The sequence below is a fragment of the Micromonospora sp. NBRC 110038 genome, assembly GCF_020884815.1.
GTDB lineage: Bacteria > Actinomycetota > Actinomycetes > Mycobacteriales > Micromonosporaceae > Micromonospora > Micromonospora haikouensis.
Map to the genome: position 1 here is coordinate 17,927 of NZ_BBOL01000010.1, position 24,291 is coordinate 42,217.

24 protein-coding genes and 1 pseudogene are annotated in these 24,291 nt (G+C 73.9%); 9 read left to right on the forward strand and 16 right to left on the reverse strand.

From position 1 onward, the window contains the following. Window positions 1-66 precede the first annotated feature (66 nt). Window positions 67-1,299, forward strand: coding sequence for a GNAT family N-acetyltransferase (locus tag LPU61_RS27730; RefSeq protein ID WP_229406645.1), 1,233 nt, complete (start codon window positions 67-69; stop codon window positions 1,297-1,299). Window positions 1,300-1,400: 101 nt separating this feature from the next. Then, window positions 1,401-1,727: a hypothetical protein gene (locus tag LPU61_RS27735; protein ID WP_043966308.1), complete on the forward strand. Its 327-nt coding sequence runs from the start codon at window positions 1,401-1,403 to the stop codon at window positions 1,725-1,727. A 33-nt stretch (window positions 1,728-1,760) separates the two neighbouring features. On the opposite strand, the gene LPU61_RS27740 is transcribed toward LPU61_RS27735, so the two are convergent. The 3 genes from LPU61_RS27740 to LPU61_RS27750 form a co-directional block, all read right to left on the reverse strand. Further along, on the reverse strand, window positions 1,761-2,228 hold the full coding sequence (locus LPU61_RS27740) for a ribose-5-phosphate isomerase (protein ID WP_043966306.1): 468 nt from the start codon (window positions 2,226-2,228) through the stop codon (window positions 1,761-1,763). A gap of 91 nt (window positions 2,229-2,319) precedes the next feature. Then, window positions 2,320-3,519: a DUF1015 family protein gene (locus LPU61_RS27745; RefSeq protein WP_043966305.1), complete on the reverse strand. Its 1,200-nt coding sequence runs from the start codon at window positions 3,517-3,519 to the stop codon at window positions 2,320-2,322. A 164-nt stretch (window positions 3,520-3,683) separates the two neighbouring features. After that, complete coding sequence (locus LPU61_RS27750; RefSeq protein ID WP_043966657.1) at window positions 3,684-4,283, reverse strand: DSBA oxidoreductase; 600 nt, start codon at window positions 4,281-4,283, stop codon at window positions 3,684-3,686. A gap of 246 nt (window positions 4,284-4,529) precedes the next feature. Here LPU61_RS27750 and pepN point away from each other — a divergent pair, with 246 nt between their 5' ends. Beyond that, the gene (gene pepN / locus LPU61_RS27755; protein WP_043966302.1) at window positions 4,530-7,085 is read left to right on the forward strand and encodes an aminopeptidase N; all 2,556 of its coding nucleotides are present in this window, start codon (window positions 4,530-4,532) and stop codon (window positions 7,083-7,085) included. Between the two features lie 242 nt (window positions 7,086-7,327). On the opposite strand, the gene LPU61_RS27760 is transcribed toward pepN, so the two are convergent. The 12 genes from LPU61_RS27760 to LPU61_RS27815 form a co-directional block, all read right to left on the reverse strand. Continuing rightward, window positions 7,328-7,735: a DUF5130 family protein gene (locus LPU61_RS27760; RefSeq protein WP_043966300.1), complete on the reverse strand. Its 408-nt coding sequence runs from the start codon at window positions 7,733-7,735 to the stop codon at window positions 7,328-7,330. After that, on the reverse strand, window positions 7,722-8,006 hold the full coding sequence (locus LPU61_RS27765; RefSeq protein WP_043966299.1) for a hypothetical protein: 285 nt from the start codon (window positions 8,004-8,006) through the stop codon (window positions 7,722-7,724). The genes LPU61_RS27760 and LPU61_RS27765 overlap by 14 nt, the downstream gene beginning before the upstream one ends. A gap of 73 nt (window positions 8,007-8,079) precedes the next feature. Further along, the gene (locus LPU61_RS27770; protein WP_229406646.1) at window positions 8,080-9,543 is read right to left on the reverse strand and encodes an amidase; all 1,464 of its coding nucleotides are present in this window, start codon (window positions 9,541-9,543) and stop codon (window positions 8,080-8,082) included. A gap of 49 nt (window positions 9,544-9,592) precedes the next feature. Further along, window positions 9,593-10,711: an amidohydrolase family protein gene (locus LPU61_RS27775; protein ID WP_229406647.1), complete on the reverse strand. Its 1,119-nt coding sequence runs from the start codon at window positions 10,709-10,711 to the stop codon at window positions 9,593-9,595. Continuing rightward, window positions 10,711-11,235, reverse strand: coding sequence for a 3-hydroxyanthranilate 3,4-dioxygenase (locus LPU61_RS27780; RefSeq protein ID WP_043966295.1), 525 nt, complete (start codon window positions 11,233-11,235; stop codon window positions 10,711-10,713). Before LPU61_RS27780 ends, LPU61_RS27775 begins: the two co-directional genes overlap by 1 nt. A gap of 36 nt (window positions 11,236-11,271) precedes the next feature. Beyond that, the gene (locus LPU61_RS27785) at window positions 11,272-11,700 is read right to left on the reverse strand and encodes a RidA family protein (RefSeq protein ID WP_043966293.1); all 429 of its coding nucleotides are present in this window, start codon (window positions 11,698-11,700) and stop codon (window positions 11,272-11,274) included. After that, window positions 11,697-12,470 (reverse strand): 2-keto-4-pentenoate hydratase, encoded by a 774-nt coding sequence (locus LPU61_RS27790; RefSeq protein WP_229406648.1) that lies wholly within the window; start codon window positions 12,468-12,470, stop codon window positions 11,697-11,699. The genes LPU61_RS27785 and LPU61_RS27790 overlap by 4 nt, the downstream gene beginning before the upstream one ends. Continuing rightward, a complete protein-coding gene (locus tag LPU61_RS27795; RefSeq protein WP_229406649.1) occupies window positions 12,467-13,261 on the reverse strand; it encodes a 2-keto-4-pentenoate hydratase in 795 nt (264 codons plus the stop codon). Before LPU61_RS27795 ends, LPU61_RS27790 begins: the two co-directional genes overlap by 4 nt. Then, a complete protein-coding gene (locus LPU61_RS27800) occupies window positions 13,258-14,739 on the reverse strand; it encodes a 2-hydroxymuconic semialdehyde dehydrogenase (protein ID WP_043966653.1) in 1,482 nt (493 codons plus the stop codon). Before LPU61_RS27800 ends, LPU61_RS27795 begins: the two co-directional genes overlap by 4 nt. A 23-nt stretch (window positions 14,740-14,762) precedes the next feature. After that, window positions 14,763-16,100, reverse strand: coding sequence for an NAD(P)/FAD-dependent oxidoreductase (locus tag LPU61_RS27805; RefSeq protein WP_229406650.1), 1,338 nt, complete (start codon window positions 16,098-16,100; stop codon window positions 14,763-14,765). Further along, a complete protein-coding gene (kynU, locus tag LPU61_RS27810) occupies window positions 16,097-17,377 on the reverse strand; it encodes a kynureninase (RefSeq protein WP_043966651.1) in 1,281 nt (426 codons plus the stop codon). Before kynU ends, LPU61_RS27805 begins: the two co-directional genes overlap by 4 nt. A gap of 14 nt (window positions 17,378-17,391) precedes the next feature. Next, window positions 17,392-18,354, reverse strand: coding sequence for a tryptophan 2,3-dioxygenase (locus LPU61_RS27815; RefSeq protein WP_043966286.1), 963 nt, complete (start codon window positions 18,352-18,354; stop codon window positions 17,392-17,394). 145 nt (window positions 18,355-18,499) lie between these two features. Here LPU61_RS27815 and LPU61_RS27820 point away from each other — a divergent pair, with 145 nt between their 5' ends. The 3 genes from LPU61_RS27820 to LPU61_RS27830 all read left to right on the forward strand — a co-directional run bounded on the left by LPU61_RS27820 (window position 18,500) and on the right by LPU61_RS27830 (window position 20,609). Then, entirely contained in the window at window positions 18,500-18,934 is a 435-nt protein-coding gene (locus LPU61_RS27820; RefSeq protein WP_043966285.1) for an Lrp/AsnC family transcriptional regulator, read from the forward strand. Between the two features lie 274 nt (window positions 18,935-19,208). Continuing rightward, window positions 19,209-19,709: a hypothetical protein gene (locus LPU61_RS27825; protein ID WP_043966649.1), complete on the forward strand. Its 501-nt coding sequence runs from the start codon at window positions 19,209-19,211 to the stop codon at window positions 19,707-19,709. Window positions 19,710-19,721: 12 nt separating this feature from the next. Next, window positions 19,722-20,609 (forward strand): class F sortase, encoded by an 888-nt coding sequence (locus LPU61_RS27830; RefSeq protein ID WP_043966283.1) that lies wholly within the window; start codon window positions 19,722-19,724, stop codon window positions 20,607-20,609. Between the two features lie 30 nt (window positions 20,610-20,639). On the opposite strand, the gene LPU61_RS27835 is transcribed toward LPU61_RS27830, so the two are convergent. After that, window positions 20,640-21,182 (reverse strand): HNH endonuclease, encoded by a 543-nt coding sequence (locus LPU61_RS27835; protein ID WP_043966647.1) that lies wholly within the window; start codon window positions 21,180-21,182, stop codon window positions 20,640-20,642. Between the two features lie 281 nt (window positions 21,183-21,463). On the opposite strand from LPU61_RS27835, the pseudogene LPU61_RS27840 reads away from it, so the two are divergent. From LPU61_RS27840 to LPU61_RS27850, 3 genes and pseudogenes are all read left to right on the forward strand, one after another. Further along, window positions 21,464-21,706, forward strand: a pseudogene (locus LPU61_RS27840) (hypothetical protein). Window positions 21,707-22,005: 299 nt separating this feature from the next. Next, window positions 22,006-22,770, forward strand: coding sequence for an aminoglycoside adenylyltransferase domain-containing protein (locus tag LPU61_RS27845; protein ID WP_229406651.1), 765 nt, complete (start codon window positions 22,006-22,008; stop codon window positions 22,768-22,770). Window positions 22,771-22,934: 164 nt separating this feature from the next. Further along, complete coding sequence (locus LPU61_RS27850) at window positions 22,935-24,002, forward strand: mechanosensitive ion channel family protein (RefSeq protein WP_144420346.1); 1,068 nt, start codon at window positions 22,935-22,937, stop codon at window positions 24,000-24,002. The last annotated feature ends 289 nt before the right edge of the window (window positions 24,003-24,291 follow it).

The following is a 24,291-nucleotide window of genomic DNA, read 5'->3' on the forward strand; positions in this document are numbered from 1 at the left end:
ATCTCCGAGGGTAACCAGCCGGCAAATCCGCTCGCCCGCGCGTGCGCCGTGGGATAGACACGGGCGATGACCGATACTGCGCTGCCGATCACCGTCGGCCGGGCCGGCGGCTTCGACGAGTTGGCCCGCCTGTTCGAGATCGCGTTCCACACCACCCTCCCCGCCGAGACGCGCGAGGCCGAGCGAAGCATCTGGGAGCCGCAGCGCAGCCTGCTGGTCTTCGACGGCGCGGACCTCGTCGCGTCCGCCGGGGCGTACACCCGGGAACTGACCGTGCCGGGGGCGGTCGTCCCCGCCGCCCACGTGACCATGGTCGCGGTGCTGCCCACCCACCGCCGCCGCGGCCTGCTCACCCGGCTCATGCGCCGGCAGCTGCGCGAGGTCCGCGACGCCGGCCGGGAGCCGGTGGCCGTGCTGTGGGCCAGCGAGGGCCGGATCTACCCCCGCTTCGGCTACGGCCTCGCCGCCCAGCAGCTCGCCGTCGAGTGCACCACCACCGAGCTGCGGCTGCCCGCCCCGACCGCCGCCGAGGGCAGGCTGCGCCTGGACCGCCCGGCCGCGCGGCAGGCCGAGCTGGCCCGGGTGTACGACCGGCAGCGCGCCGACCGCCCCGGCTGGTCCGACCGGGACGACCGGTGGTGGCGGTACGTGCTCGGCGACCCGGCCGACCAGCGCGACGGCGCGACGGAGCGGCGGGTGCTGCTGCACGAGGCCCCGGACGGCGAGGTCGACGGCTACGCGCTGTGGCGTTCCCGGCTCGGCCAGGACACGGGTGGCGTGTGCGGGGTGACCGTCGTCGACGAGGTGGTGGCCGAGAACGCGACGGCCCGCCTGGCGCTGTGGCGGCTGCTGCTCTCGCTCGACCTGACCCGCCGGCTGTCCTACCGGGGGCCGGTGGACGATCCGCTGCTGCGCCTGGTCAACGAGCCGCGCCGGCTGGAGGCCCGGGTGAAGGACGCGCTGTGGGTGCGGGTGGTCGACGTGCCCGCCGCCCTCGCCGCCCGCCGGTACGCCTCCGCCGTCGACGTGGTGGTCGAGGTGACCGACGAGCTGCTGCCGGAGAACACGGGGCGCTGGCGGCTGACCGGCGGCCCGGACGGCGCCCGCTGCGTGCCCGCCGACGCCCCGGCCGACCTGGCCTGCGACGTGCGGGCGCTCGGCGAGTTGTACCTGGGCGGGGTGGGGATCACCACGCTCGCCGACGCCGGACGGGTCGCCGAGCTGCGCCCCGGTGCGCTCGCCGCCGCCGACCCGGCCTTCTCCTGGCACCGGGCCCCGTCGGGGATGGGCGTCTTCTGACACCCTGGTTGCGTCGGGCCGGTCCGGTTGGCCCGGCCGGGGCGGCGCACCGGTCGACCGGGGCGGGGCGCGGGGGCGGTCCCGGGCGGTACGGTCGACGGATGGGTGACGCGGAACGACGGCGACGCCGGTCGAGGCACCACACCGACGGCGAGACCCCGGCCGCCGCCACGGCCGGCACGCAGGACGTGGCGGCCGAGCCGCCCCGCCGCCGGCCCGCCCCCGGCGGCGACGACCGGGACGGCGGCGAACGGGGCCTGCGCGGCCTGGTCGGCCCCGGCTCCTCGCAGGTGGGGCCCCGGGCGGCGATGCGGGCCCGGGACGCCGCCCGGCCGACCGAGGCGGACCTGGCCGAGGCGGAGCAGCGGGTGGTCGTCGTCCGGCGCAACTGGGTGCCCCGCGAGGACCTGCCCCGCTCCGGCCGCTGAGCGGCGCGGGGCGGGGCAGGTCCTCGCGCCGGGTCAGGGCAGCTCGGGCAGCTCGCGGGTCTGCTCGTACGCGGCGACCTGCTCGATCCGCCGGGCGTGCCGGGGGTTGCCGGAGAACGACGTGGTGAGGAACGCCTCGACGATGGCGGTCGCCTCGTCCAGGGTGTGCTGGCGGGCGCCGACGGCCACGATGTTCGCGTCGTTGTGCTCCCGGCCGAGCTGGGCCGTGTCGATGTTCCAGGCCAGCGCCGCCCGGACGCCCGCGACCTTGTTCGCGGCGATCTGCTCGCCGTTGCCCGAACCACCGATGACGACGCCGAGGCTGCCCGGGTCGGCGACCACCCGGGTGCCAGTGTGCAGGCAGAACGCCGGGTAGTCGTCGTCCGGGTCGAAGACGTGCGGCCCGACGTCGACCACCTCGTACCCCTGCTTGGCGAGGTGGCTGGCCAGGTGCACCTTCAGCTCGAAACCGGCGTGGTCGGATCCCAGATAGACGCGCATACCGCGCAGTCTGTCAGGCCGGCTCACGCGCCGACACGCGGGCGGCGGCGCGGAGCCGGTTTCGACACAGAAGCGCAGTTCAGGGTGTTGCTCAGCGGGGCAGCTCGGCCACCACGAGGCCGCCGCGGGCCTTCGGGGTGAACCAGGTGCTCTTGCGCGGCATCTTCTCCCGGGCCAGGTTCACCGCGACGAAGTCGTCGACGGTCACCGGGGCGATCAGCACGGCCAGCTCGGCCCGGCCCGCCTCGACCTCGCCGGTCAGCCAGCTCGCCGGGTAGTCGCCGCCGACGTACGTGATCCGCTTGTCGCCGGGGTCGAGGCCGAGCGCGTCGCGCAGCAGCACCCGCTCGACCAGGGCGTGGTCGAGGTTCTCCAGCCGGCCGCCGTCGACGTGCGGCAGGCGCACCGCGTACCCCTGGTCGGGGAGCCGAAGCGCGACGGTGCCGCCGGCCGTCGGGACCTCGACCGGGCCGTCGATCGGCTCGACCTCGGCCCCGGCGGCGCGGAGCCGGTCGAGCAGCTCGGCCGGGGTGACGGTCAGCTCGCTGACCAGCCGGTTGTAGGGCTGGATGGCGACCGACGCGGGGGTGGTCACCACGGCCAGGAAGCGGGGCAGGCCGCCGGTCTGGGCGGCGAGGCTGCGGTGGTTGCCGTCGGCGACCACCAGCTCGCCGCCGCCGGCCAGCGCGGTCAGCGCGTCCTGCTCCGGGCCGGGGCCGAGCAGCCACACGGCGTGCGTGCGCCCGGCCTGATCGGTGTCGGTCGCGGCGGGCGCGCCGGCCGTCTCGGTCGCCGCCGCGAGCGCGGCGTGCAGCTCGTCGCCCCGGCCGGTCTGGAGCAGGAGTACGGGCGAGAGCAGATGCCCGAGCGCCTCGGCGAGCGCGACCCGCTCCCGGACCTTGGCGATGAAGACGTCCTCGTTGCGGATGACCAGGCCCGGCTCGTCGGCGCTGGTGGAGATCTGGTCGGTGTCGACCATGGCGAACATCCCGTACGCGGTCTCCTCCCCCGGCGCGCTGATCCGGTAGAGGACCACGACCTGCTCGGCCGGGGTGTAGCTGCCGTCGGCCTTCGCCTCGGCGAGCCGGGTCACCGCGTCGGGCAGCGCGTCGAGGAACGACTTCCCCAGGCTCTCCGGCGCCCGGTGGGGCATCTCGATGCCGAGGGCACTGTGCGGGTTCGCCTCGATGATCGCGGTGATCTCCGCGTCGTCGGCGAACTCGTCGTAGTTCTGCGCGCCGGTGCCGCCAGTGGTGATCCAGGCCCGGGCGATCGGATGCACGACCGTCATGACCGCTGACGCTACCGCCGCGGGGTTACGCCGCCGGCCGCACCCCACCCGAGTCCACCAACTGAGCGGGGCCCCGCCCGGGGCGCGCGCCGGCCGGCGCGCGCCCCGGGCGGGGGTGAGAGGGGGACCCTTCTCTACCGCAGGCGTTAAGAAGGGGCCCTTCCTTACTCGAAGCTCGGGCCGACCTCGCGGGAGCGCTTCAGCTCGTAGAAGCCGGGCGTGCCGGCGACCAGCAGGACGCCGTCCCAGAGCCGGCCGGCGGCCTCCCCCTTCGGGCGCGGGGTGACCACCGGGCCGAAGAACGCCACCGGCGAGCCGTCCGGGCCCGGCGCGTGGATCACCGGGGTGCCCACGTCCTGGCCGACCGGCCGCATGCCCGCCTCGTGGCTGGCCCGCAGCGCCTCGTCGTAGTCGGTGGAGTCGGCGGCGTCGGCCAGCTCCGGGCCCAGCCCGGCGTCGGCGAGCGCGGCCACGTACAGGTCCCGGCCCAGCTCCTCCTTGCCGAGGTGGATGCGGGTGCCCAGGGCGGTGTAGAGCGCGCGGACGGCGTCGGGGCCGTGCTGCCGCTGCACGGCGACGCACACCCGCACCGGGCCCCAGCCGGCCTGCAGGAGCTGCTGGTACTGCTCGGGCACGTCCCGGCCCTCGTTGAGCACCGACAGGCTCATCACGTGGAAGCGGACGTCCACGTCGCGGACCTGTTCCACCTCCAGCAGCCAGCGGGAGGTCACCCACGCCCAGGGGCAGATGGGGTCGAACCACATGTCGACGGCGACACGGTCGGTCACGTGAGGTTCCCTTCGCGACGGGAGGGCCGAAAGCCGGCGCCTCGTCCCTCGATCCTCACCCCACGGCGCATCGACCGGTAGCGGAATGAGAGCGTGAGCTCGACCACCGCGAGGTGCCCTCGCATGGAAGACTCGGATCGGAACCGGTCGCCACGAGCGAGCGGTGGGCTGGCGCCGCGGCGGCGCACGGCGAGAGTGGGATGGAGACGAACAGTGCCGGGAGTGCGCAACCTGACCCAGGTGGAGGCCACCGAGCGGGCCCGCCTGCTTGAGGTGACCGGGTACGACATCAGTCTGGACCTGTCGACCGCCGTGCAGGCGGCCGACGGACGCACCTTCCGGTCGGTGACCGAGGTCCGGTTCCGCTGCGCCGAGCCGGGTGCGGCCACCTTCATCGAGGCCGCCGCCGAGTCGGTCCGGTCGGCCACCCTCAACGGCACGCCGCTCGACCTGTCGGGCTGGTCGGCGGAGAAGGGGCTGCCGCTGCCCGGCCTGGCCGCCGAGAACACCCTCGTGGTGGACGCCGACTTCGCGTACTCCAACAGCGGGCAGGGGCTGCACCGCACGGTCGACCCGGTCGACGGGGAGACCTACCTCTACAGCCAGTTCGAGACGGCCGACGCGCAGAAGGTGTTCGCCTGCTTCGACCAGCCCGACCTCAAGAGCGTCTACACCTGGCACGCCACCGTCCCGGAGCACTGGCGGGTGGTGTCCAACATGCCGGTGGCCCGCGAGGAGCCGGCCGGCGAGGGGCTCAAGGCGGTCCACTTCGCCCAGTCGGCGCGGATGAGCACCTACATCACCGCGCTCTGCGCCGGCCCGTACCACGAGGTGCGCGACAGCCACGACGGCATCGACCTGGGGGTCTACTGCCGGGCGTCGATGGCGCAGCACCTCGACGCCGACGACCTGTTCCTGATCACCAAGCAGGGCTTCGACTTCTTCCACGAGCAGTTCGGGGTGCGCTACCCGCTGCCCAAGTACGACCAGCTCTGGGTGCCCGACTTCAACGCCGGGGCGATGGAGAACTTCGGCTGCGTCACGCACGCCGAGTCGCACTACATCTTCCGCTCGCAGGTCACCGACTTCGAGTACGAGCAGCGGGCCAACACGATCCTGCACGAGCTGGCGCACATGTGGTTCGGTGACCTGGTCACCATGCGCTGGTGGAACGACCTGTGGCTCAACGAGTCGTTCGCCGAGTGGGCCAGCCACTGGTGCAACGCCAACGCCACCCGGTTCTCCGACGCTTGGACGACGTTCCTGTCGATCCGCAAGAACTGGGGCTACCGGCAGGACCAGCTCTCCTCCACCCACCCGGTCTACTGCGAGATGCCGGACCTGGAGGCCGTCGAGGTCAACTTCGACGGCATCACGTACGCCAAGGGCGCGAGCGTGCTCAAGCAGCTCGTCGCGTACGTCGGCGAGGAGCCGTTCCTGGCCGGGCTGCGGGCCTACTTCGGCAAGCACGCCTGGGGCAACGCCACCTTCGACGACCTGCTGTCGGAGCTGGAGGCGGCCTCCGGCCGGGAGCTGCGCAAGTTCGCCGCCCAGTGGCTGGAGACCGCGCAGGTCAACACGCTGCGCCCCGAGGTGACGATCGGCGCGGACGGCACGTACGAGCGGGTCGTGGTGCGGCAGGAGGCCCCGTCGGGGCACCCGACGCTGCGCACGCACCGCATCGGTGTGGGCCTGTACGACCTGACCGACGGCCGGCTGGTGCGCCGCGACCGCATCGAGGTCGACGTGACCGGCGAGTCGACCGAGCTGACCGACCTGGCCGGGGTGCGGGCCGCCGACGTGCTGCTGCTCAACGACGACGACCTGACGTACGCGAAGCTGCGCCTGGACGAGCGGTCGATGGCCACGGTGGTGCAGCACATCGCCGGGTTCGAGTCGTCGCTGTCGCGGGCCCTGTGCTGGATGGCGGCGTGGGACATGGTCCGCGACGCCGAGCTGTCGGCCCGCGACTACCTGGCGCTGGTGCTGGCCGGGCTGCCCGCCGAGACCGACATCAACCTGGTCACCGCCACCCTGCGGCAGTCCGTGGTGACCACCCTCAACCTGTACGCCGACCCGGCGTGGGCCCCGTCCGGCTGGGCGGAGCTGGCCCGCGCCGCGAAGGCGACGCTGGCCACCGCCGAGCCGGGCAGCGGGCTCCAGCTCGCCTGGGCGCGCGCGTACGTGCAGGCGTCCCGCTCGGCGGAGGACCTGGCCGCCGTCCGGGGCTGGCTGAACGGGGTGGACGTGCCCGCCGGGCTGGCCATCGACACCGAGCTGCGCTGGGTGATCCTGCAGTCGCTGGTGAGCAAGGGCGTCGGCGGGCCGGCCGAGATCGAGGCGGAGCTGGCCGGCGACCGCACCGCCAGCGGCGAGCGGGAGGCCGCGTACGCGCACGCGCTGGTGCCGACGCCGGAGAACAAGGCGGCGGTCTGGGCGCAGCTCACCGGCCCCGACGCGCTGCCGAACTGGCGCAACCGGGCGCTGTTGCAGGGCTTCGCCCCGGCCGTGCAGGCGGAGCTGGTCGCGCCCTACCGGGAGCGGTACTTCGAGGTGGTGGACCAGGTCTGGGCGCAGCGCGACAGCGAGCCGGCGCAGGAGTTCGTGCAGCTGGCGTACCCGACGCAGCAGGTCTCCGAGGACACGGTGGCCGCCACGGACGCGTGGCTGGCCGCCGCCGGCGACAAGCCGGCGTCGCTGCGGCGGCTGGTCGCCGAGGGCCGCGACGCCGTCGTGCGCGCGTTGAAGGCCCGCGAGCGCGACGCCCGCAGCGCCTGACCCCACGTGGTACGCGGCCCGGGGCCGGCAGTGGACGCGAGTCCGCCGCCGGCCCCGGGGCGTTTAGTGTGGCGTGAGGAGGTGGACGCGATGCACGGCCGGACCGGCACGCGCCGCCGAACGCACGGACGCCCGGCCCGCTGTCGCGGACCGGGCGTCGCCGTCTTGTGCAGTGCTGCTCGCCGTGCCGGTGGTGAGAAGGGTGCCCTTCTCGACCGGACGCGTTAAGAAGGGGCCCTTCCTTACGCCCGGCCGGCGTGGCTGGCGAGCTGGTCGAGGCCGCTGATGATGCCGCCGGCCAGGTCGCCGCCACCGAAGGCCGCCACCATGGAGAGCGCGGCGAGCTTCGCGTAGGTGTCGGGGATGCGCTTGCGGGCCTGCCGCCCGGTGACAATCTCCAGCTGGCGCTGGTTGGGCGACACCGCGATCAGGACCGACCGGTCGGGGTCGGCGAGCTGGCGGTGCAGCCGCTGGGCGTGCGCCCGGATCGGCTCGTCGAGCCCGCCGACGTAGACCGAGAAGACCAGCCCGGTCCCCTGGTCGGCCAGGCGGAGCGCCTCGTCGATGCGCAGCAGCTGGCGGGTCGAGAACGGCCCGTCCAGCACCTCGGGCGGGGTGCCCGCCTCGGCCTGCTTCTCACCAACGGTCACTTGCGCCTCCGGTTCCACCGGCCGGCGCCTCGACGCCGGCCCGGTCAAGCTTGTGGCTGGTCAGCGCCGGCGCCTGCGCGCCCGCCGCCAGCGCGGTGCCGGCCGAGTCGGCCAGCTGCTCCGGACGGCCCAGGAACCAGACCGGAGTGAAGTCGAAGGGTCGACCCGGCCGGTAGCGCTTGGCGCCGCCACCGGAGGACCGGCCACCGGCGAACGCCAGCGCGGTGATCACCAGCACCACGGCCGCCGGGATGCCGACGAAGATCAGCAACGTCTCGGTAACAGACAATCCCAACGCCCCCAGGCGGAAAGAGAGACCAGGAACTTCCGGGTCGGTTGGACGATCATGACATCGGCTCGCCGACTCCGCTCGTATTCACGTTAGCGGAGCCCACGGCCCGCCAGACTGCGGGGTGGCGATCCCACCCGCCACTGGCGTGCTCAAGCTGCGCGGCGACGCCGATCAGGGTCGCGTCGGCACCGTACCGGCCGGTGAGCAGAACCCCGACGGGCAGCCCCTCGGCGGTGCGCCCCAGCGGTAGCGACACGGACGGTTCCCCCGTGACGTTGAACACGGCGCAGTACGGCGAGAACCGCCGTTGCAGGTCGAAGTCGCGCTCGGGGTCGCCGGCGGCGGTGAACCAGCCCACCGGCGCCTGCGGCGCGGACAGCGTCGGGCAGAGCAACAGGTCGCAGCCGGCGGTGCGGCGGGCGGCCCGGCGCACCTGCGCCTGCAGCTCGCCGAGGGTGCTGGTCAGGGTGCCGGCGGAGATCTCCGCGCCCCGCGACCGCAGGAGGCGGGTCAGCGGCAGCAGGCGGCTCTCCCGCTCGGGCGGGACGGGGGTGAGCGCCAGGACGTACCACACGATCTCGAACAGCGGCCACACCTCCGGGCCGAACGGCGCGGGGACGTCGACCACCTCGTGCCCGGCCTCGGCGAGCAGCGCGGCGGCGGCGTCGACGGCGGCCACGCAGTCGGGGTGGACGGGCTCGTCGGCGAGCATCGGGGCGGTGAACCGGCCGACCCGCAGCCGGCCGGGCGCGGCGCCGCGGGCCGCGCCGAGGTAGCCGCCGTCGGGCGCGGGGGGCGGCAGGTAGGGCTCGCCGGGCACCGGCACCGCCATGACGTCGAGCAGCGCGGCGACGTCGGCGACGGTGCGCCCCAGCGGCCCGTTGATCGGCAGGCCGAACGCGCCGAAGCCGAGCGGCCCGCCGGGGACCGCGCCCCGGCTCGGCTTGTGGCCGACGAGGCCGCACAGCGAGGCGGGGATGCGCAGCGAGCCGCCGCCGTCGGAGCCCTGGGCGACGGGGACCAGCCCGGCCGCGACCGCCGCCGCGGCCCCGCCGGAGGAGCCGCCGGCCGTGTACGCCAGGTCCCACGGGTTGCGGGCCGGCGGCGCGACCAGGCCCTCGGAGTAGAGCGAGCAGCCCAGCTCGCTGGTGGTGGTCTTGCCGAGGCTGACCAGCCCGGCGGCGCGGATCAGCCGCACCACGTCGGCGTCGAGCGGGGGCACCAGGTCGGCGAAGGCCGCCGAGCCGAACGTGGTGCGCACCCCGGCGGTGAGCGTCAGGTCCTTGATCGCGGTGGGCACGCCGTGCAGCGGGCCGCGCCCCTGCGCAGGGGTGGCATCGGCCGCCCGCGCCGCCTGGCGGGCCGCCTCGCCGGTGACGGTGACGAACGCGCCGACGGTGTCGCCGAGCGCGTCGACCCGGGACAGGTGGTGCTCGACCAGGTCCACGCTGGAGCACTCGCCGCGCGCGATCGCGGCGCCCTGCTCCAGGGCGGTCAGGTCGTGCAGCTCGGCCACCCCGCCATCCTGCCCGACCCCGCCCCGCCCCGCCGTCCGACACGACCGGTCAGAACCGCGGCGTCTTGTCGTCCTCCAGCAGGCCCGTCCAGTCGCGGTCTATCGACAGCAGCTCCCGGATGGCGAACCGCCGGTCGAGGCCGAGGAAGCGCAGGGCGTTGGTGGAGAGGAGCTTGGCGCGCTGCCCGGCGGTGAGGAAGTCGGCCTCGCGGACCACCCGCCCCGCCGGCCGCTCCCCCAGCGGGTACGGGTAGTCGCTGCCGACCAGCACCCGGTCCTCGCCCATGGTGTCGACGAGCAGCCGCAGCGCCGCCGGGGCGAACACCACCGAGTCGACGCAGAACCGGTCGACGTACGCGCTGGGCGGGGCGGCCGACGCGCCCCGGACCAGGTCGCCCCGGCGGTGCCAGGCGTTGTCGGCGCGGCCCAGCCAGAACGGAAAGCTGCCGCCGCCGTGGGCGAAGCAGATCCGCAGCGTCTCCGGCACCCGGTCGAACACCCCGCCGAGGATCATCGCCAGCACCGACAGGTGCGTCTCGGCGGGCATCCCGGTCAGCCAGCGGGCCATCCACCGGTCGAGCCGGGGGCCGTCCGGCATGTCCCACGGGTGCACGAAGACCGGCGCGCCGACGTGCGCGCAGTGCTGGAGGAAGGTGACCACGCCCGCGTCGTCGAGGTCGCGGTCGCCGACGTGGTTGCCGATCTCCACCCCGACGTGCCCGGCCGCGAGGCAGCGGTCCAGCTCGGCGCAGGCCGCGTCCGGGTCCTGCAACGGCACCTGGCAGAACGGCACGAGCCGGTCGCCGCCGCCGGCCGTGACCTCCAGGGTCAGGTCGTTGAAGATCCGGGCGACCTTCGCCGCCTGGCCGGCGGGCCGGTCGTAGCCGAAGAAGACCGGCGTCGGGGACACCACCTGCACGTCGACCCCGTCGGCGGCCATGTCGGCCAGCCGGGTCGGCGCGTCCCAGCACTCCGCGCCGACCGGCCGGAACTCCGTCTCCCCCACCATGATCATGGCTGCCCGCTCGGAGTCGACCCGCAGCCACGGCCAGCCGGACCCGCCGCACGCCGCGCCGAGGTCCGGCCACCCCTTCGGTACGACGTGGGTGTGCACGTCCACGACGGGCCGCCCCGCGACGGCGGGGCCGGGTGCGGCGGGCCCGGTCATCAGCCCTTGCCCGGGTGCAGGGCACCGCACTCGCCGCAGGTGCGGGCGGCCTCGTCGGCGTAGAACGCGCCGAACACCGGGGGCAGGTCGGCGGCGATGTCGCGGACCTGCAACTCCACCTCGTGCACCTTCGCCCCGCACTGCGGGCAGTACCACTGGAACTTCTCCAGCGTGCCCTCCTCGCGGACCCGCTCGACGACCACGCCGATCGAGCCGGGCTCGGGGCGTTGCGGCGAGTGCGGGGTGTCGCGCGGCAGCATCCACATCTGCCCCTCACGCACGTGCACCGTACGCGGCCCCTCGGGCGTCATCAGGTTGACGTGCATGTTGCCCTTGACCTGGTAGAAGAACTCCTCGTACGGGTCGACGTGAAAGTCGGTGCGCTGGTTGGGCCCGCCCACGACCATCACGATGAAGTCGTCGCCGCCGGGGAACATCTCCTTGTTGCCCACGGGCGGCTTCAGCAGGTGCTGGTTCTCGGCGATCCAGCCGGGGAAGCTGAACGGCTCGGCGATCTCACTCACGACTGACCTCCCGAACTCACGACTGACCTTCCGACGTCACGACTGACCTTCCGCCGGAAGAAGTGCCACGGCCTGCATCTCGATCAGCAGGTGCGGGTGCGGAAGCTGGTGCACGGCCACCGTGGTCCGGGTCGGCCCGTCCGCGTCGAAGAACTCCGCCCACACCTCGTTGTAGCCACCGAAGTCGTTCATGTTGACCAGGTACGAGGTGACCTGCACCAGGTCGGCCAGGTCCGCGCCGACCGAGCGCAGCAGGTCCCGGACGTTGCCGATCACGGCCCGGGTCTGCTCCCGGATGTCCAGGTCGGTGGTGCCGAACTCGTCCACGGCGACACCGGCGAACGTGTTGTCGGGCCGCCGCGACGACGTACCGGAGACGAAGACGAAGCCGCCCGCGACCTTCACGTGCGGAAACGCCCCGCGCGGTACGGCCTTCCCGGCAACCACCCGCGCCCGCCCACTCACGACGCCGCCCGCAGCGACGCGACGCCGAGCTTCTCCACGACGGCCCGCACGTGCGCGCCCGGCCGCAGCGGCACGGCGGCGGTGGCGGCCCCGGCCAGGAACACCCAGCCGGAGCGCAGCCGCACCCCGTGCCGGCCGGCGAGGCGCAGCCCCTCGTCCAGGGCCCGACGCGGGTCGCCGAGGATCGCCGCGGTCGAGCCGACCTGCGCGATGCGCCCGTCGACCTCCAGCAGCACGCCGAGGTTGTCCAGCCCGTCGGGCACCGGCGACCACGGCCCGATCGCGAACGCGCCGGCCGAGGTGTTGTCGGCGATCACGTCCGGCAGGGAGAAGGTGAAGTTCGCGTACCGGGAGTCGATCAGCTCGATCGCCGGGGCCACGGCGCGCACCGCGTCGGCGAACGACCCGACGGGCTCGCCCGGCTCGGGCACCCGGTCCAGCAGGAACGCCACCTCCGGCTCGACCCGGGGGTGGATGAAGTCGGCCACGTCGACCGTGCCGCCGTCGGGCACCCGCATCACGTCGGTGAGCCGCCCCCAGATCACCTCGTCGACGCCGACCTGGGCCATCTTCGCGCGGCTGGTCAGCCCCATCTTCAGCCCGAAGAGGCGCTCGCCCCGGTCGAGCCGGCGCTGCACGAGGGCGGTCTGCACCGCGTACGCGCCGTCGACGTCGAGGCCGGTCTCGGCGGCGAGCTGGCCGATGGCGGTGGCCGTGTCGGCCGCCTCGCCCAGCCTCGCGGCGATGCCGGCGGTGTCCACCCCGATCATGACTTCTCCTCGCTGAAGCAGGTCCGCACCGAGCCGAGCCCGGAGATCCGCGCCTCGTAGGCCGCGCCGGGCGTCACCGGCACCATCGGCCCGAGCGCCCCGGAGAGCACCACGTCGCCGGCGCGCAGCGGGTCGCCGGCGCGGGCGAGGGTGCCGGCGAGCCAGCCGAGGGCGTGCAGCGGGTTGCCGAGGCACGCCGCGCCCGCACCGACCGAGACGGGCTCCCCCGCGTGCTCCAGGACCATCCCGCACAGCCGCAGGTCCACGTCGGCGAGCCGGCGCGGCGCGGTGCCGAGCACGAACAGCCCGCTGGAGGCGTTGTCGGCGACGGTGTCGACGATGGAGATGTCCCAGCCGGCGACCCGCGAGTCGACGATCTCGATGGCCGGCAGCACGTGGTCGACGGCCCGCAGCAGGTCGACGGTGGTGGGCCGCCCGACGGTGAGGTCCGCGCCGAGCACGAAGGCGATCTCCGCCTCCACGCGGGGCTGGAGCAGCCGCCCGATCGGCACCTCGTCGCCGTCGGCGACGGCCATCGCGTCGGTCAGCACGCCGAAGTCGGGCTCGTACACGCCGAAGCTGTCCTGCACGGCCCGGGAGGTCAGGCCGATCTTCGCGCCGACCCGGCGCTCGCCCCGGCCGTGCCAGGCCCGCGCCTGGCGCTGCTGCACGAGGTACGCCGACGCGACGTCCCCCTCGGCCAGCAGCCGGCCGCGCAGGGGCGGGCAGGGCTTGCCGCTCGCCCGGGCCTCGGTCAGCTCCCGGGCGGCGGCTTCGATGTCGACGGTCATGTGAGGTCCACGCAGACGTTGGTGAGTTCGGAGTAGAAGTCGAGGGAGTGCACGCCGCCCTCGCGGCCGATGCCGGACGCCTTCACCCCGCCGAACGGGGTGCGCAGGTCCCGCAGGAACCAGGTGTTGACCCAGACGATGCCGGCGTCGAGGCGGGCCCCGGCCCGGTGCGCCCGGCCCACGTCCCGGGTCCACACGGTCGCGGCGAGGCCGTACTCGGTGCCGTTGGCCAGCGCGTACGCCTCCTCCTCGGTGTCGAACGGGGCGACGTGCACCACCGGGCCGAAGATCTCCTCGCGGTTGGTGCGGGCGTCGGGGCCGAGGCCGGTGAGCACGGTGGGCCGCACGTACGCGCCGCCGTCGCGGGCGTCGCCGAAGGCGGGCGTGCCGCCGCCGGCCCGGAACTCGGCCCCCTCGGCGCGGGCCAGGTCGTGGTAGCCGAGCACCTTGTCCCGGTGCTGGTGGGAGATCAGCGGCATGTTGACGGTGGCCTCGTCGGCGGGCCACCCGTACGCGAGCGCGTCGGCCGCCTTCGCTAGCCGCCCGACGAACTCGTCGAACACGGGCCGCTGCACGTAGATCCGCTCGGTGCACAGGCACACCTGGCCGCCGTTAGTGAAGCTGGACCGCACCGACCCGGCGACGGCGGCGTCGAGGTCGGCGTCGGCGAAGACCAGGCCGGCGTTCTTGCCGCCCAGCTCGAACGAGACGGCCTTCACCCCGTCGGCGGCGGCCCGCATGATCGCCCCGCCGGTGGCGGACTCGCCGGTGAACGTGATCGCGTCGACGTCCGCGTGGCGGGTGAGGAACTCGCCGGCCGAGTCGGGGCCGAAGCCGTGCACCAGGTTGAACACCCCGTCGGGCACCCCGGCGGCGGCCAGCACCTCGGCGAGCAGGGTCGCCGAGGCGGGGGTCTCCTCGCTGGGCTTGACCACCACGGCGTTTCCGCAGGCCAGGGCGGGGGCGACCTTCCAGGTGAGCAGCAGCAGCGGCAGGTTCCACGGGACGATCACGGCGACGACGCCGACGGGCTTGCGCACGGCGTAGTTCAACGCCCTCCCGCCGGTCGGGGTGACGGTGGTGAACGACTCCGTCGGGGCGGTCGCCACGATCTCCGCGAACGCCCGGAAGTTGGCCGCGGCCCGGGGCACGTCCAGCGTGCGGGCCTGGCTGATGGACTTGCCGGTGTCGGCGACCTCGGCGGTGACCAGGTCGGCGAAGCGGCGTTCCAGCTCGTCGGCGACCCGGCGCAGCACCTCGGCGCGGTCCCGCTCCCCCATCCGGCCCCACGGCCCGTGCAGCGCCGCCCGGGCGGCGGCCACCGCGTCGTCGACGGTGGACCGGTCGGCCTCGACCACCTCGAAGACCGGCTCGCCGGTGACGGGGCTGCGCTTGGTGAACCGGCGGCCCGCGTCGACGAACTCCCCGCCGACGAAGTGCCGCAGCAGCGGCGGCCCGCCGGCCGCCCGCCCGTCCATCAGGCCCGGATCCCAGGTCACGCTCACCGCCGCCGCCCCCGCGTCCAGGCCACGCCGACCGCGCCGGCGAGCAGCGCCGCCGTGCCGGCGGCCACCGCCCCGAGCACCGCCTGCTGGCGGCGCACCCGCCGCCGCACCCGCGCGTACGGGGTGGTGGAGAAGGACACCAGCTCGTACTGGGAGACGTACCGCCCGGGCAGGGCCCGCTCCAGCGCGTGGTCGAGGCGGCGGCGGGCCTGGAAGACCGGGGAGGCCACCTTGTCGCGCATCTCCACGAAGTTGGCCAGCGCCATCCGGGCGATCGCCTCGGCGTCGCCCTGCCGCCGCGCCTGGAACAGCGGCAGCGCGGCCGCCCAGTCGTCGGCGCACTCGTCGAGGCAGTGGTCCAGCGCCACCACGTCCTCGAACGCGCAGTTCGCGCCCTGGCCGTAGAACGGGACGATGGCGTGCGCGGCGTCGCCGAGCAGCCCGACCCGCCCGCCCGCCTGCCACGGGGTGCAGCGGACGGTGCCGAGCACCCCGACCGGGTTGTGCTGGTAGTCGTCGACCAGGTTGGGGGCCAGCGGCAGCAGGTCCGGGTAGTGGGTGGCGAAGTGCCGTTCGATCGCCGCCGGGCTGGTCAGCGAGGCGAAGCTCGCCGTGCCGTGGGTGGGCCAGAACAGCGTGCAGGTGAACGAGCGGTCGGGGTTGGGCAGGGCGATCATCATCGACGTGCCGCGCGGCCAGATGTGCAGGGCAGCCGGGTCGAGGGCGAACTCCCCGCCGACCGGCGGGACGGTCAGCTCCTTGTAGCCGTAGTCGAGGAAGTCGAGGCTCTCCTGGAGCACCCCGTACGCGAGGAGTTGCCCGCGCACGGCGGAGCCGGCCCCGTCGGCGCCGAGGACGACCGGCGCGGCGGCCGTGGTCTTGCCCTGCGGGGTCTCGAAGGTCATCTCGCCGGTGGCCGGGTCGAGGCCGACGAGCCGGCGGTCGAACGCGACCCGCACCCCGGGCAGCGCGGTGGCGGCGGTGAGCAGGGCGTTGTTGAGCGCGCCCCGGCTGATCGAGTTGATCGCCCGGTCCCCGGTGGCGCTGTAGGACTGGAACGCCGGCTCACCGACCACGGGGTGGATCATGCGCCCGCGCATCGGCAGCGCGTCGGCCAGCACCTGCTCGGCCAGCCCGATGCGGCGCAGCGCGTCGAGCCCGCGCTCGGACAGCGCCAGGTTGATCGAGCGGCCCCGCTCGACGCGACCGGTGCGCGGGTCCGGCCGCCGCTCGTAGAGGGCCACCCGGTAGCCGCGCCGGGCCAGGAAGCAGGCCAGCAGGCAGCCGGCCAGCCCGGCCCCGACGACGGCGATCTCCTCGTGTTCGGGGTTCATGGGGTCACCTCCGCGACCGTCGCGGCCAGCGCGTCGGCGACCCGCCAGCAGTCGTGGTACGTCGAGTAGAGCGGCACCGGGGCGAACCGGACGACGTCCGGCTCCCGGGCGTCGGCGACCACCCCGTGCTCGTGGCGCAGCCGCTTGGTCAGCTCACCGGCGCTGCCCGCGCCGATGCGCACGGAGAGCTGGCAGCCCCGGCGGGCCGGGTCGCGGGGCGTGACCACGGTCAGCGGCCGGTCGGCGGTGACCTCGTCGAGCAGCCGCTCCAGGTAGCCGGTGAGCCGCAGGCTGCGCTCCCGCAGCGCCGGCATGCCGATCGAGTCGAACAGCTCCAGCGAGGTGCGCACCGGGCCCATGGCGAGGATCGGCGGGTTGGACACCTGCCACGCCTCCACGGTGGCCGGGGGGCGGGAGGTGGGGGTCATCTCGAACCGGGTGGCCGCGTCGGTGCTCCACCAGCCCTCGAAGCGGGGCAGGTCGGCCCGGCCGAGGTGCCGCTCGTGGACGAAGACGCCGGCCAGCGCGCCCGGACCGGAGTTGAGGTACTTGTAGGAGCACCAGGCGGCGAAGTCGACGCCCCAGTCGTGCAGCGCGAGCGGGACGTTGCCGGCGGCGTGCGCCAGGTCCCAGCCGACGACCGCACCGGCGGCCCGGCCGGCCGCGGTGATCGCCGGGATGTCCAGCAGTTCGCCCGTGAGGTAGTTGACCCCGCCGAGCAGCACCAGCGCGATCGTGTCGCCCTCGGCGGCGAGCAGGTCGGTCACGTCGGCGGTGCGCAGGGCGTCCTCGCCGGGGCGCGGGCGCAGCCGCAGCACGGTGGCGTCGGGGTCGAGGCCGTGGAAGCGGGCCTGGCTGCGCACCGCGTAGCTGTCCGACGGGAAGGCGGAGTCCTCGATGAGGATGCGGGTGCGCCGCCCCGCCGGCCGGTAGAAGCTGACCATCAGCAGGTGCAGGTCGACGGTGAGGGAGTTCATCACCACGGCCTCGGTGGGCCGCGCGCCGACCAGTCGCGCGACGGGCCCGGTCAACAGCTCGTGGTACGGCAGCCAGGGCCGCTGCCCCTCCAGGTGCCCCTCGACGCCGAGGCGGCCCCACGCGTCCAGGTCGGCCAGCAGCTCGGCGCGGGTGGCCCGGGGTTGCAGGCCGAGCGAGTTGCCGGCCAGGTACGCGGCCTCCGGGTAGCGCCCGCCGTCGGCCGGCGGCACGTGGAACAGGTGCCGGTGCCCGGGGTCGGCCTTGTCGAGGCGGTGCGCCTCGCTCTCCGCGACGGTCATCGTGTCCTCCCCGCTCACATCGCCGTCCGGGCCGACCACAGCTCGGGGAAGACCACCCGGGCCATGCTGCGCTGCAACCAGGCCAGGCCGGCGGAGCCGCCGCTGCCGACCTTCGCGCCCATGGTGCGCTGCACCGCCTTGACGTGGTTCCACCGCCAGTCGCCGAACTGCTCGGCCACCTCGGCCAGCGCCTCGCCGAGCAGCCGCAGCTCGTCGCCCGGCCCGCCCGCGCCGGCTTCCTCGCCGGTTGTTTCCCCGTCGCCGGCCTCCTCGTCGGCGGCTTCCTCGTCGTCGTAGATCGCCACCCAGGCGGCCTCCACCGCCGGGTGCGGCCGGTGCTCCTCGGCGACGTCGCGCCCCAGCACCTCGGCCGGCACGGCGAAGCCGCGCCGGGCCAGCAGGGCCACCACGTCGTCCCACAGGCTCGGGGCGGCAAGCGTGGCGCGCAGCTCGGCGTGCACCTCGGCCTGCCGGCGGAACGGCCGGATCAGGGCCGCGTCGCGCAGGCCGAGCGTGAACTCCAGGTGCCGGTACATCGCCGACTGGAAGCCGGAGCCCTCGCCGAGCAGGTTGCGGAACCGGTTGAAGTCGGCCGGGGTCATCCAGCGCAGCCCCTTCCAGGCCGCGTTGAGCCCCTCCAGGTGCAGCGCCGCGCGGCGCAGCGGGGCCAGGGCGGCGCGCACCCGGTCGGCGCGCAGGCAGCGCTGGGCCTCGCGCAGCTCGTGGCGGGTCAGCCCGAAGTACAGCTCCATGATCTGGCTGACCATCAGGAAGGACATCTCGCCCGGGTCGTCGCTCAGCGGCTGCTGCAACCGGTGCAGGGTGCTGGCGTGCACGTACGCGTCGTAGGGCACCCGGTCGGCGAAGTCCAGGGTCGGTTCGCCGCCGTTGCGGGCCGCCCGGGCCGCCCGCTGCCGCGGGGTCGCCGGACGGACCACCGTGGCCGGTGCGGGCACCCGCAGGTCCGTCTGCTCCACCTGTCGTCTCCTCCATGAGCCGGGTAGCGTCATGGTGCCCCGGTCGACGGGCCGAACGGAATGCCGATTCGACGGCGCTGCCGCCCTTCGACCTGCGATGGCAAAGGCGAAACCCCCATCCACCTTTCGGAGAGGAAGGTCAGGCGTGGACGACATGGACTGGGCGCTGCTGCGGGAACTCCAGGCCGACGCCCGGCTCTCGTACAGCGAGCTGTCCCGCCGGGTGCACCTGTCGCCGCCGGCCGTGGCCGAGCGGGTCCGCCGGCTGGAGGAGTCGGGGGTGATCACCGGCTACCACGCCCACGTCGACCTGGCCCGCGCCGGCCGCACGGTGGTCGCCCTGATCCGGATGTCCTGCTACGGGTCGCGGTGCATCCTCAACGACCCGGACGTGCCGGGTTGGCCGGAGATCATGGAGATCCACCGGATCACCGGCGACGCGTGCAGCGTGCTGCGGGTCGCGGCCGGCTCGATCGGGGACTTCGAGCGGGTGATCGACCGGCTCGCCCCGTACGGCCAGCCGTCCAGCACGATGGTCCTCTCCACCCCCCTGGCCTGGCACCCCGTCACCCGCCTGTAAGGAAGGGCGCCTTGTTGACGCCTTCCGCATAGGAAGGGCCCCCTCCTCACACCTGCCGAACACCTGCCGAGCCGGCGCGCGGACCGGTGCCGGCGGGTTTGCCCCGACGTCAGGGGGAATGCAGCGCGAACTTGTCCCGGGGAGGATTCCGGTGCCTCGGCACCGGGAGGGGGGAACAATGCGGGGGCTCACCGCGTCACACCGTGCCCGTCCGGCCATGTGCGCCGCACCGGCCGCCAGGACCCGTCCGGCCACGCGGCCCGCACACGTCGGGCTGACCGTACGGGCCGTGCTGACCGTCCTCGGCGTGCTCGGGGCGTTCGTCCTGTTCGCCGGCGCGCCGGCCCGGGCCGGGGAGAACACCTTCATCGAGGTCACCCCGAACAGCGCCCAGGCCGGCACCCGGGTCGACATCCGGGCGAGCTGCGACAACGACAACAACCGCCAGGCCGACGTGCAGTCCGACGCGTTCGGGCGGGTCGTGCTCCGGCCGAACAACGGCTTCCTGACCGGGGCGGTCACCATCCCCGGCAACAAGCAGGCCGGCGACTACTCCGTCGAGCTGCGCTGCGCCAACGGCGGCACCGCGACGACCACCCTCACCGTGCTGAACATGACGCAGCCGAGCAAGGGCCCGAACACCGGTGCCGGCGGCACGGCCGGCGAGGGCCGGGGCACGGGCTCGCTGCTGCTGGTCGGCGGCCTGGTGGCGGCGGCCGTCGCGGCCGGGTTCGGTGCGTTCGGCTCCCGCCGGCAGACCGGGACGCGGTCCTGACCGGGAGCCGTCATGGCCCGACGTACCCGCGCCGACGCCACGACCCGACTCGAGCGCGCCCGGCGGGACCGCGCCCGGCGGACGCGGCGCAGGCCGGTCCGGGCGGCGGCCCGGCTGGTGGCCCGGGGCTGCGGCCGGTTCGCCCGGGTGGCCCGGCAGGCGATCTCCGCCAGCGTCACCACCGTGGGGCCGCCCGGCCGCGCCGTGACACCCGGCCGCGCCGCGCACGTCGGCGCGGCGGGCCGATCCGGTACGGCCGCTCGACGGTGGCAACGGGTGGTCCGCCAGGGTCCGGGGTTCCCGGTGCTGTTCGTCGCCACCCTGATGGTGCTGATCGTGGCGATGCTCGGCGTCGAACAGGTGACGGGGCACAGCCTCCTGCCGGACCGCTTCATCGCCGGGCTGCGGCCGCCGCCGAAGAAGTTCCCGGTGCTGCCGGCCAGCCGGCCGGTGGGCATCGCGAGCGCGCCGATCGGCCTCGACGCCCCGGTGCACGACGTGGGCATCGCCGCGGACGGCAGCATCGGGGTGCCCGACGCCGACCGCGCCCAGGAGGCCGGCTGGTACGACCAGGGCCCGACCCCCGGCCAGTACGGCCCGGCCGTGATCGTCGGCCACGTCGACACCCGCACCGGGCCGGCGGTCTTCCACGAGCTGAAGGAGCTGCGCTCCGGCGACCGGGTCGAGGTGCGCCGGGCCGACCACTCCGTGGCGATCTTCGAGGTCGACGAGGTGCGGCGCTACGCCAAGGCCCGGCTGCCGGTGGATGAGGTCTACGGCGACTTCAGCCGGCCTGGCCTGCGCCTGATCACCTGCGGCGGCGCGTGGGTCGGCGGCGAGACGGGGTACGCCGACAACGTGGTGGTGTACGCGTCCCTGGTGAAGGCGCGCACCACCTGACGCACACCGCGCCGGCGGAGGACATGCGGCTCAGGCCGCCGCCTCGGTCTCGGCCTCGCGCAGGTCGAGCCAGTCCGCCCAGCGCGGATCGGGGGCCCGGTGCCCGAGCACCCGCCAGGCCGTCCCCTTGGGCACGGCGGGCGGGGCGTGCAGCCGCCAGCCCAGCTCGGCGGGGGTCTTGTCGCCCTTGGTGTGGTTGCACCGGGCGCAGGCGGCCACCACGTTCTCCCAGGCGTGCCGGCCGCCCCGGCTGCGCGGGAAGACGTGGTCGATGGTCTCGGCGGGGCCCCGGCAGTAGGCGCACCGCCAGCCGTCCCGGGCGAAGATCGCCCGCCGGGAGAGCCCGACGTGGGCGCGGTAGGGCACCCGCACGAACCGGGTGAGCCGGACCACGGAGGGCACCGGGAGCGCGTTGCGGGCGCTGTGCAGGATCCCCTCGCCGTCGGCGACGCAGACGGCCTTGGCGGAGAGCACGAGGATGGCGGCGCGACGCACCGACACGACACACAGCGGCTCGTAGGTGGCGTTGAGAACCAGCGCGCCGGAGCCCACCGTGGGTCGTATGTCAGGCATCGAGCTCACCCTCCCGGTCCAGCTGCTCCCACCGCTGGCACGCCGGGCGTGCCCCGCGCAGGGCGGAACGACGCCGGCGTCGGCGGGATCACCGACGTCCGTTGCGCCAATCGTCCCTGATAAGGCCCCGGATTGCACGTACTAATGTCGGACACCAACCGGGCATCACCCGGAAACGGACAGATCCGGCCCTGAGCAGGGCGGGAGCCCTCAACGGCTCTCGACGTTCCACGCCCCTTTTCGCGCTCAGTTGGGCCCGGTCCGTGCCCAATGATCATGCACTGGCATTGAAGCCGATTGCTGGATTTGATCAAGTCGATCCAAGATCACTAAAGCCCACCCACCCGGGTTGACTGTGGCTCACGGCCTACGTGCTCGACGGCCAGGGCCACGCCGTCGCCAAGCGGGAGATCCACCTACGGCTGGCGGGGCTAAGGCTCGTGCGACGGACACCGCCCCCACGCTTGGGGCTTGCCGGCGCTTCCCTGCGCGTCAATCTCGGGTGCCAAGCTCCAGCGACCTGAGGGTTGCCCGGTCGATCACCTGGCCGGCGACTGTGGTCGGCGCTGGAAAGCCGTGAGCGCTTCGGGCACTGCAGTGCGCCTGGTCGCCGCACTTCTCCTGCTACGCCGTGCCAGCCGGGGCACGCGTGCGGCCTGCGGCCGGTCGGGCCCCGGCTGGCACGGTGGTGGGCCGCAGGCCCGCCCTTGATCAGGTAAGAAGTCTGAACACACTACGCTTCAGCCATTCGTCCAGTCTTGGGGCCTACGTGACAGATCGTCACCGGGACCTGCGTGACGTGATCTCCTGATAGGAATGCCAAGTGGCACACGGTGATGAGGTCGCGGTCTTGGCCGCAGCGAAGCAACTTGCTCGGTCGTCCTCCGACATTATCGGTCCTCGGCTTCGGTCGGCGATTCTGTACGGTTCCCTAGCTACTGGCCAGTTCGTCTCCGGCCACAGCGACATCGATCTGCTCCTCATCACCGACGGCACACTGGCGGATACCGAGGTCGACGCGCTGGAGGCGCTGGTTCGTCAGATCGACCTCGCCGAGGCGAGCGGTATCGATCTGCACGTCGTAACCGCCGACGTGGCCCGCACACCCACGCAAGCCCCGATCATGGAGTTGCACGTCGGGCGGTACGAACGGTCGTCGATCGGAGTCGAGATCGAGCGGCGCACCCAATCCCCTGACCTGCCAACCGAGTTGGCCATGGCGCGTGCGGACGGGTACGCGCTGATCGGCATGGAGCCAAGCAACGTCATCGAGCCAGTTCCGCCCCCATGGATCCGCGAGCGCGGCAGGCATTGGCTCACGACCTGGCAGTCACGCATCGACGACGCGGAGGAAGCCGCGTTCATGGTGCTCACCGCTTGCCGGATCTGGCGCTTCGGCGTCGAAGGTGTGCACTGCGCCAAGACGCAGGCCGCAGAGTGGGCACTCGACCGAAACCCGTCACTGACCGCAGTTCGGCAAGCGCTACGACAGTACGGGGCCGAGCCCGCAGCGCCGCTTGACGAGGACGCCATTGCCCAGGTCCTGGATATCGCTCTGCGCGAGACGACCAACCTCCCGAACAACTGAGAGCTCAGGGTCTAGCCAGAATGTCACCCACGTCCTGAGACTAATCTGGCAGGTCCCGAGATCCGACATGCGTTTCAGCCAGAGCGGCGTCAGCTCAGGCGCGGCTGCCCCGGGCTGCGCGCCCCGCTGCCGGAGCGTCGCAGGCGGTGGGGTACGAAAGCAGGGTGAGCGCCCCCAGCCTGTTCCTCGCCGCACTCCCCGCCGTCGTGGCCCCCGGAGCGTCCCCGGGCCCGTCGCCGAGCGCGGACTGCCAGGGCAGCACCTCCTGCGAGTGGTTGTACGAGACGAGCGGCTCGGCCTGGTTCGCGGAGGGCAGCTACTGGATCCTGCTCAAGCCGCTGCGGGTGCTGCTGATCCTCGCGCTGGCCTTCCTCGCCCGGTGGGCGCTGCACCGGATGATCAAGCGGCTGGTCCGGACCACCGCCGACGGGGTGCCCACGCTGCTGCGCCCGCTGCGCGAGCGGGTGCCGACCGCCGCCCACGAGCCCGGCGAGTTCATCCCCGAGCGGCGGCGGCAGCGGGCCGAGGCCATCGGCTCGGTGCTGCGCAGCATGGTCACGGCGTTCGTCTTCGGCATCGCGCTGCTGATGATCCTGCGGGAGTTCAGCTTCGACCTGGCGCCGCTGCTGGCCAGCGCGGGCATCGCCGGCGTGGCGCTCGGCTTCGGCGCGCAGAGCCTGGTCAAGGACCTGATCGCCGGGCTGTTCATGCTGGTCGAGGACCAGTACGGCGTGGGCGACACGGTCGACCTGGGCGAGGCGACGGGCGTGGTGGAGTCGGTCGGCCTGCGGGTCACCACGGTCCGCGACGGCCGGGGCGTGCTCTGGTACATCCGCAACGGCGAGATCGTCCGGGTGGGCAACAAGAGCCAGGGGTGGGCGCTGGTCGTGGTCGACCTGCCGATCGGCTTCGCCGGCACCGAGGAGGCGACGGCGGTGCTGCGTACGGCCGCCGCGTCGGTGGCCCTTGACCCGGACCTGGCCCCGGAGATCGTGGAGCAGCCCGACGTGCTGGGCGTCGAGCAGATGACGGTGGACGGCGCGGTGATCCGTACGGTCGTGAAGACCACCGCGGACGGGCAGTTCGCGGTGGGCCGGGAACTGCGCCGGCGGCTCGCCGAGGCGCTGGAGAACTCGGGCATCACCGCCAAGATCGCCGCCGCCCGCCTCTATCCGGGCGTCCCCCTGCGGGCCGCGGACGACACGGCGACCGGCCAGGGCGGGGCCACCTGACCCGGCTCCGCCGCCACCGCCGCAGCCGGCCCCACCCCCCTCCAGGCACCGAGAACCATCGATGACCTGCGGTTTTGTTGACCGAGAATACAGGGGTCGCGGACCGCGCGGCCCCTCGGGTATCGTCCGTTCGTTCAGTCGGAGATGCGACGATCAATCCGTTCGCCCTAGCTAGTTGTCAGACGATCGGGCAGAATCCGGTACGCACGCCACCTGCCGGAGCGTGATCACGTCTCGCTGATCCGTAGATCTGACGACGGTTCCCGGTCAGGCCATCACGAGTGGCCCA

Bases quoted from the DNA above. Each gene is read 5' to 3' on its own strand.
- LPU61_RS27730 (WP_229406645.1), top strand. From the start codon at position 67: ATGACCGATACTGCGCTGCCGATCACCGTCGGCCGGGCCGGCGGCTTC.
- LPU61_RS27735 (WP_043966308.1), top strand. From the start codon at position 1,401: ATGGGTGACGCGGAACGACGGCGACGCCGGTCGAGGCACCACACCGAC.
- LPU61_RS27740 (WP_043966306.1), bottom strand. From the start codon at position 2,228: ATGCGCGTCTATCTGGGATCCGACCACGCCGGTTTCGAGCTGAAGGTG.
- LPU61_RS27745 (WP_043966305.1), bottom strand. From the start codon at position 3,519: ATGACGGTCGTGCATCCGATCGCCCGGGCCTGGATCACCACTGGCGGC.
- LPU61_RS27750 (WP_043966657.1), bottom strand. From the start codon at position 4,283: ATGTGGTTCGACCCCATCTGCCCCTGGGCGTGGGTGACCTCCCGCTGG.
- LPU61_RS27775 (WP_229406647.1), bottom strand. From the start codon at position 10,711: ATGACCGGGCCCGCCGCACCCGGCCCCGCCGTCGCGGGGCGGCCCGTC.
- LPU61_RS27790 (WP_229406648.1), bottom strand. From the start codon at position 12,470: ATGATCGGGGTGGACACCGCCGGCATCGCCGCGAGGCTGGGCGAGGCG.
- LPU61_RS27795 (WP_229406649.1), bottom strand. From the start codon at position 13,261: ATGACCGTCGACATCGAAGCCGCCGCCCGGGAGCTGACCGAGGCCCGG.
- LPU61_RS27800 (WP_043966653.1), bottom strand. From the start codon at position 14,739: ATGGACGGGCGGGCGGCCGGCGGGCCGCCGCTGCTGCGGCACTTCGTC.
- LPU61_RS27805 (WP_229406650.1), bottom strand. From the start codon at position 16,100: ATGAACCCCGAACACGAGGAGATCGCCGTCGTCGGGGCCGGGCTGGCC.
- kynU (WP_043966651.1), bottom strand. From the start codon at position 17,377: ATGACCGTCGCGGAGAGCGAGGCGCACCGCCTCGACAAGGCCGACCCC.
- LPU61_RS27830 (WP_043966283.1), top strand. From the start codon at position 19,722: ATGGCCCGACGTACCCGCGCCGACGCCACGACCCGACTCGAGCGCGCC.
- LPU61_RS27835 (WP_043966647.1), bottom strand. From the start codon at position 21,182: ATGCCTGACATACGACCCACGGTGGGCTCCGGCGCGCTGGTTCTCAAC.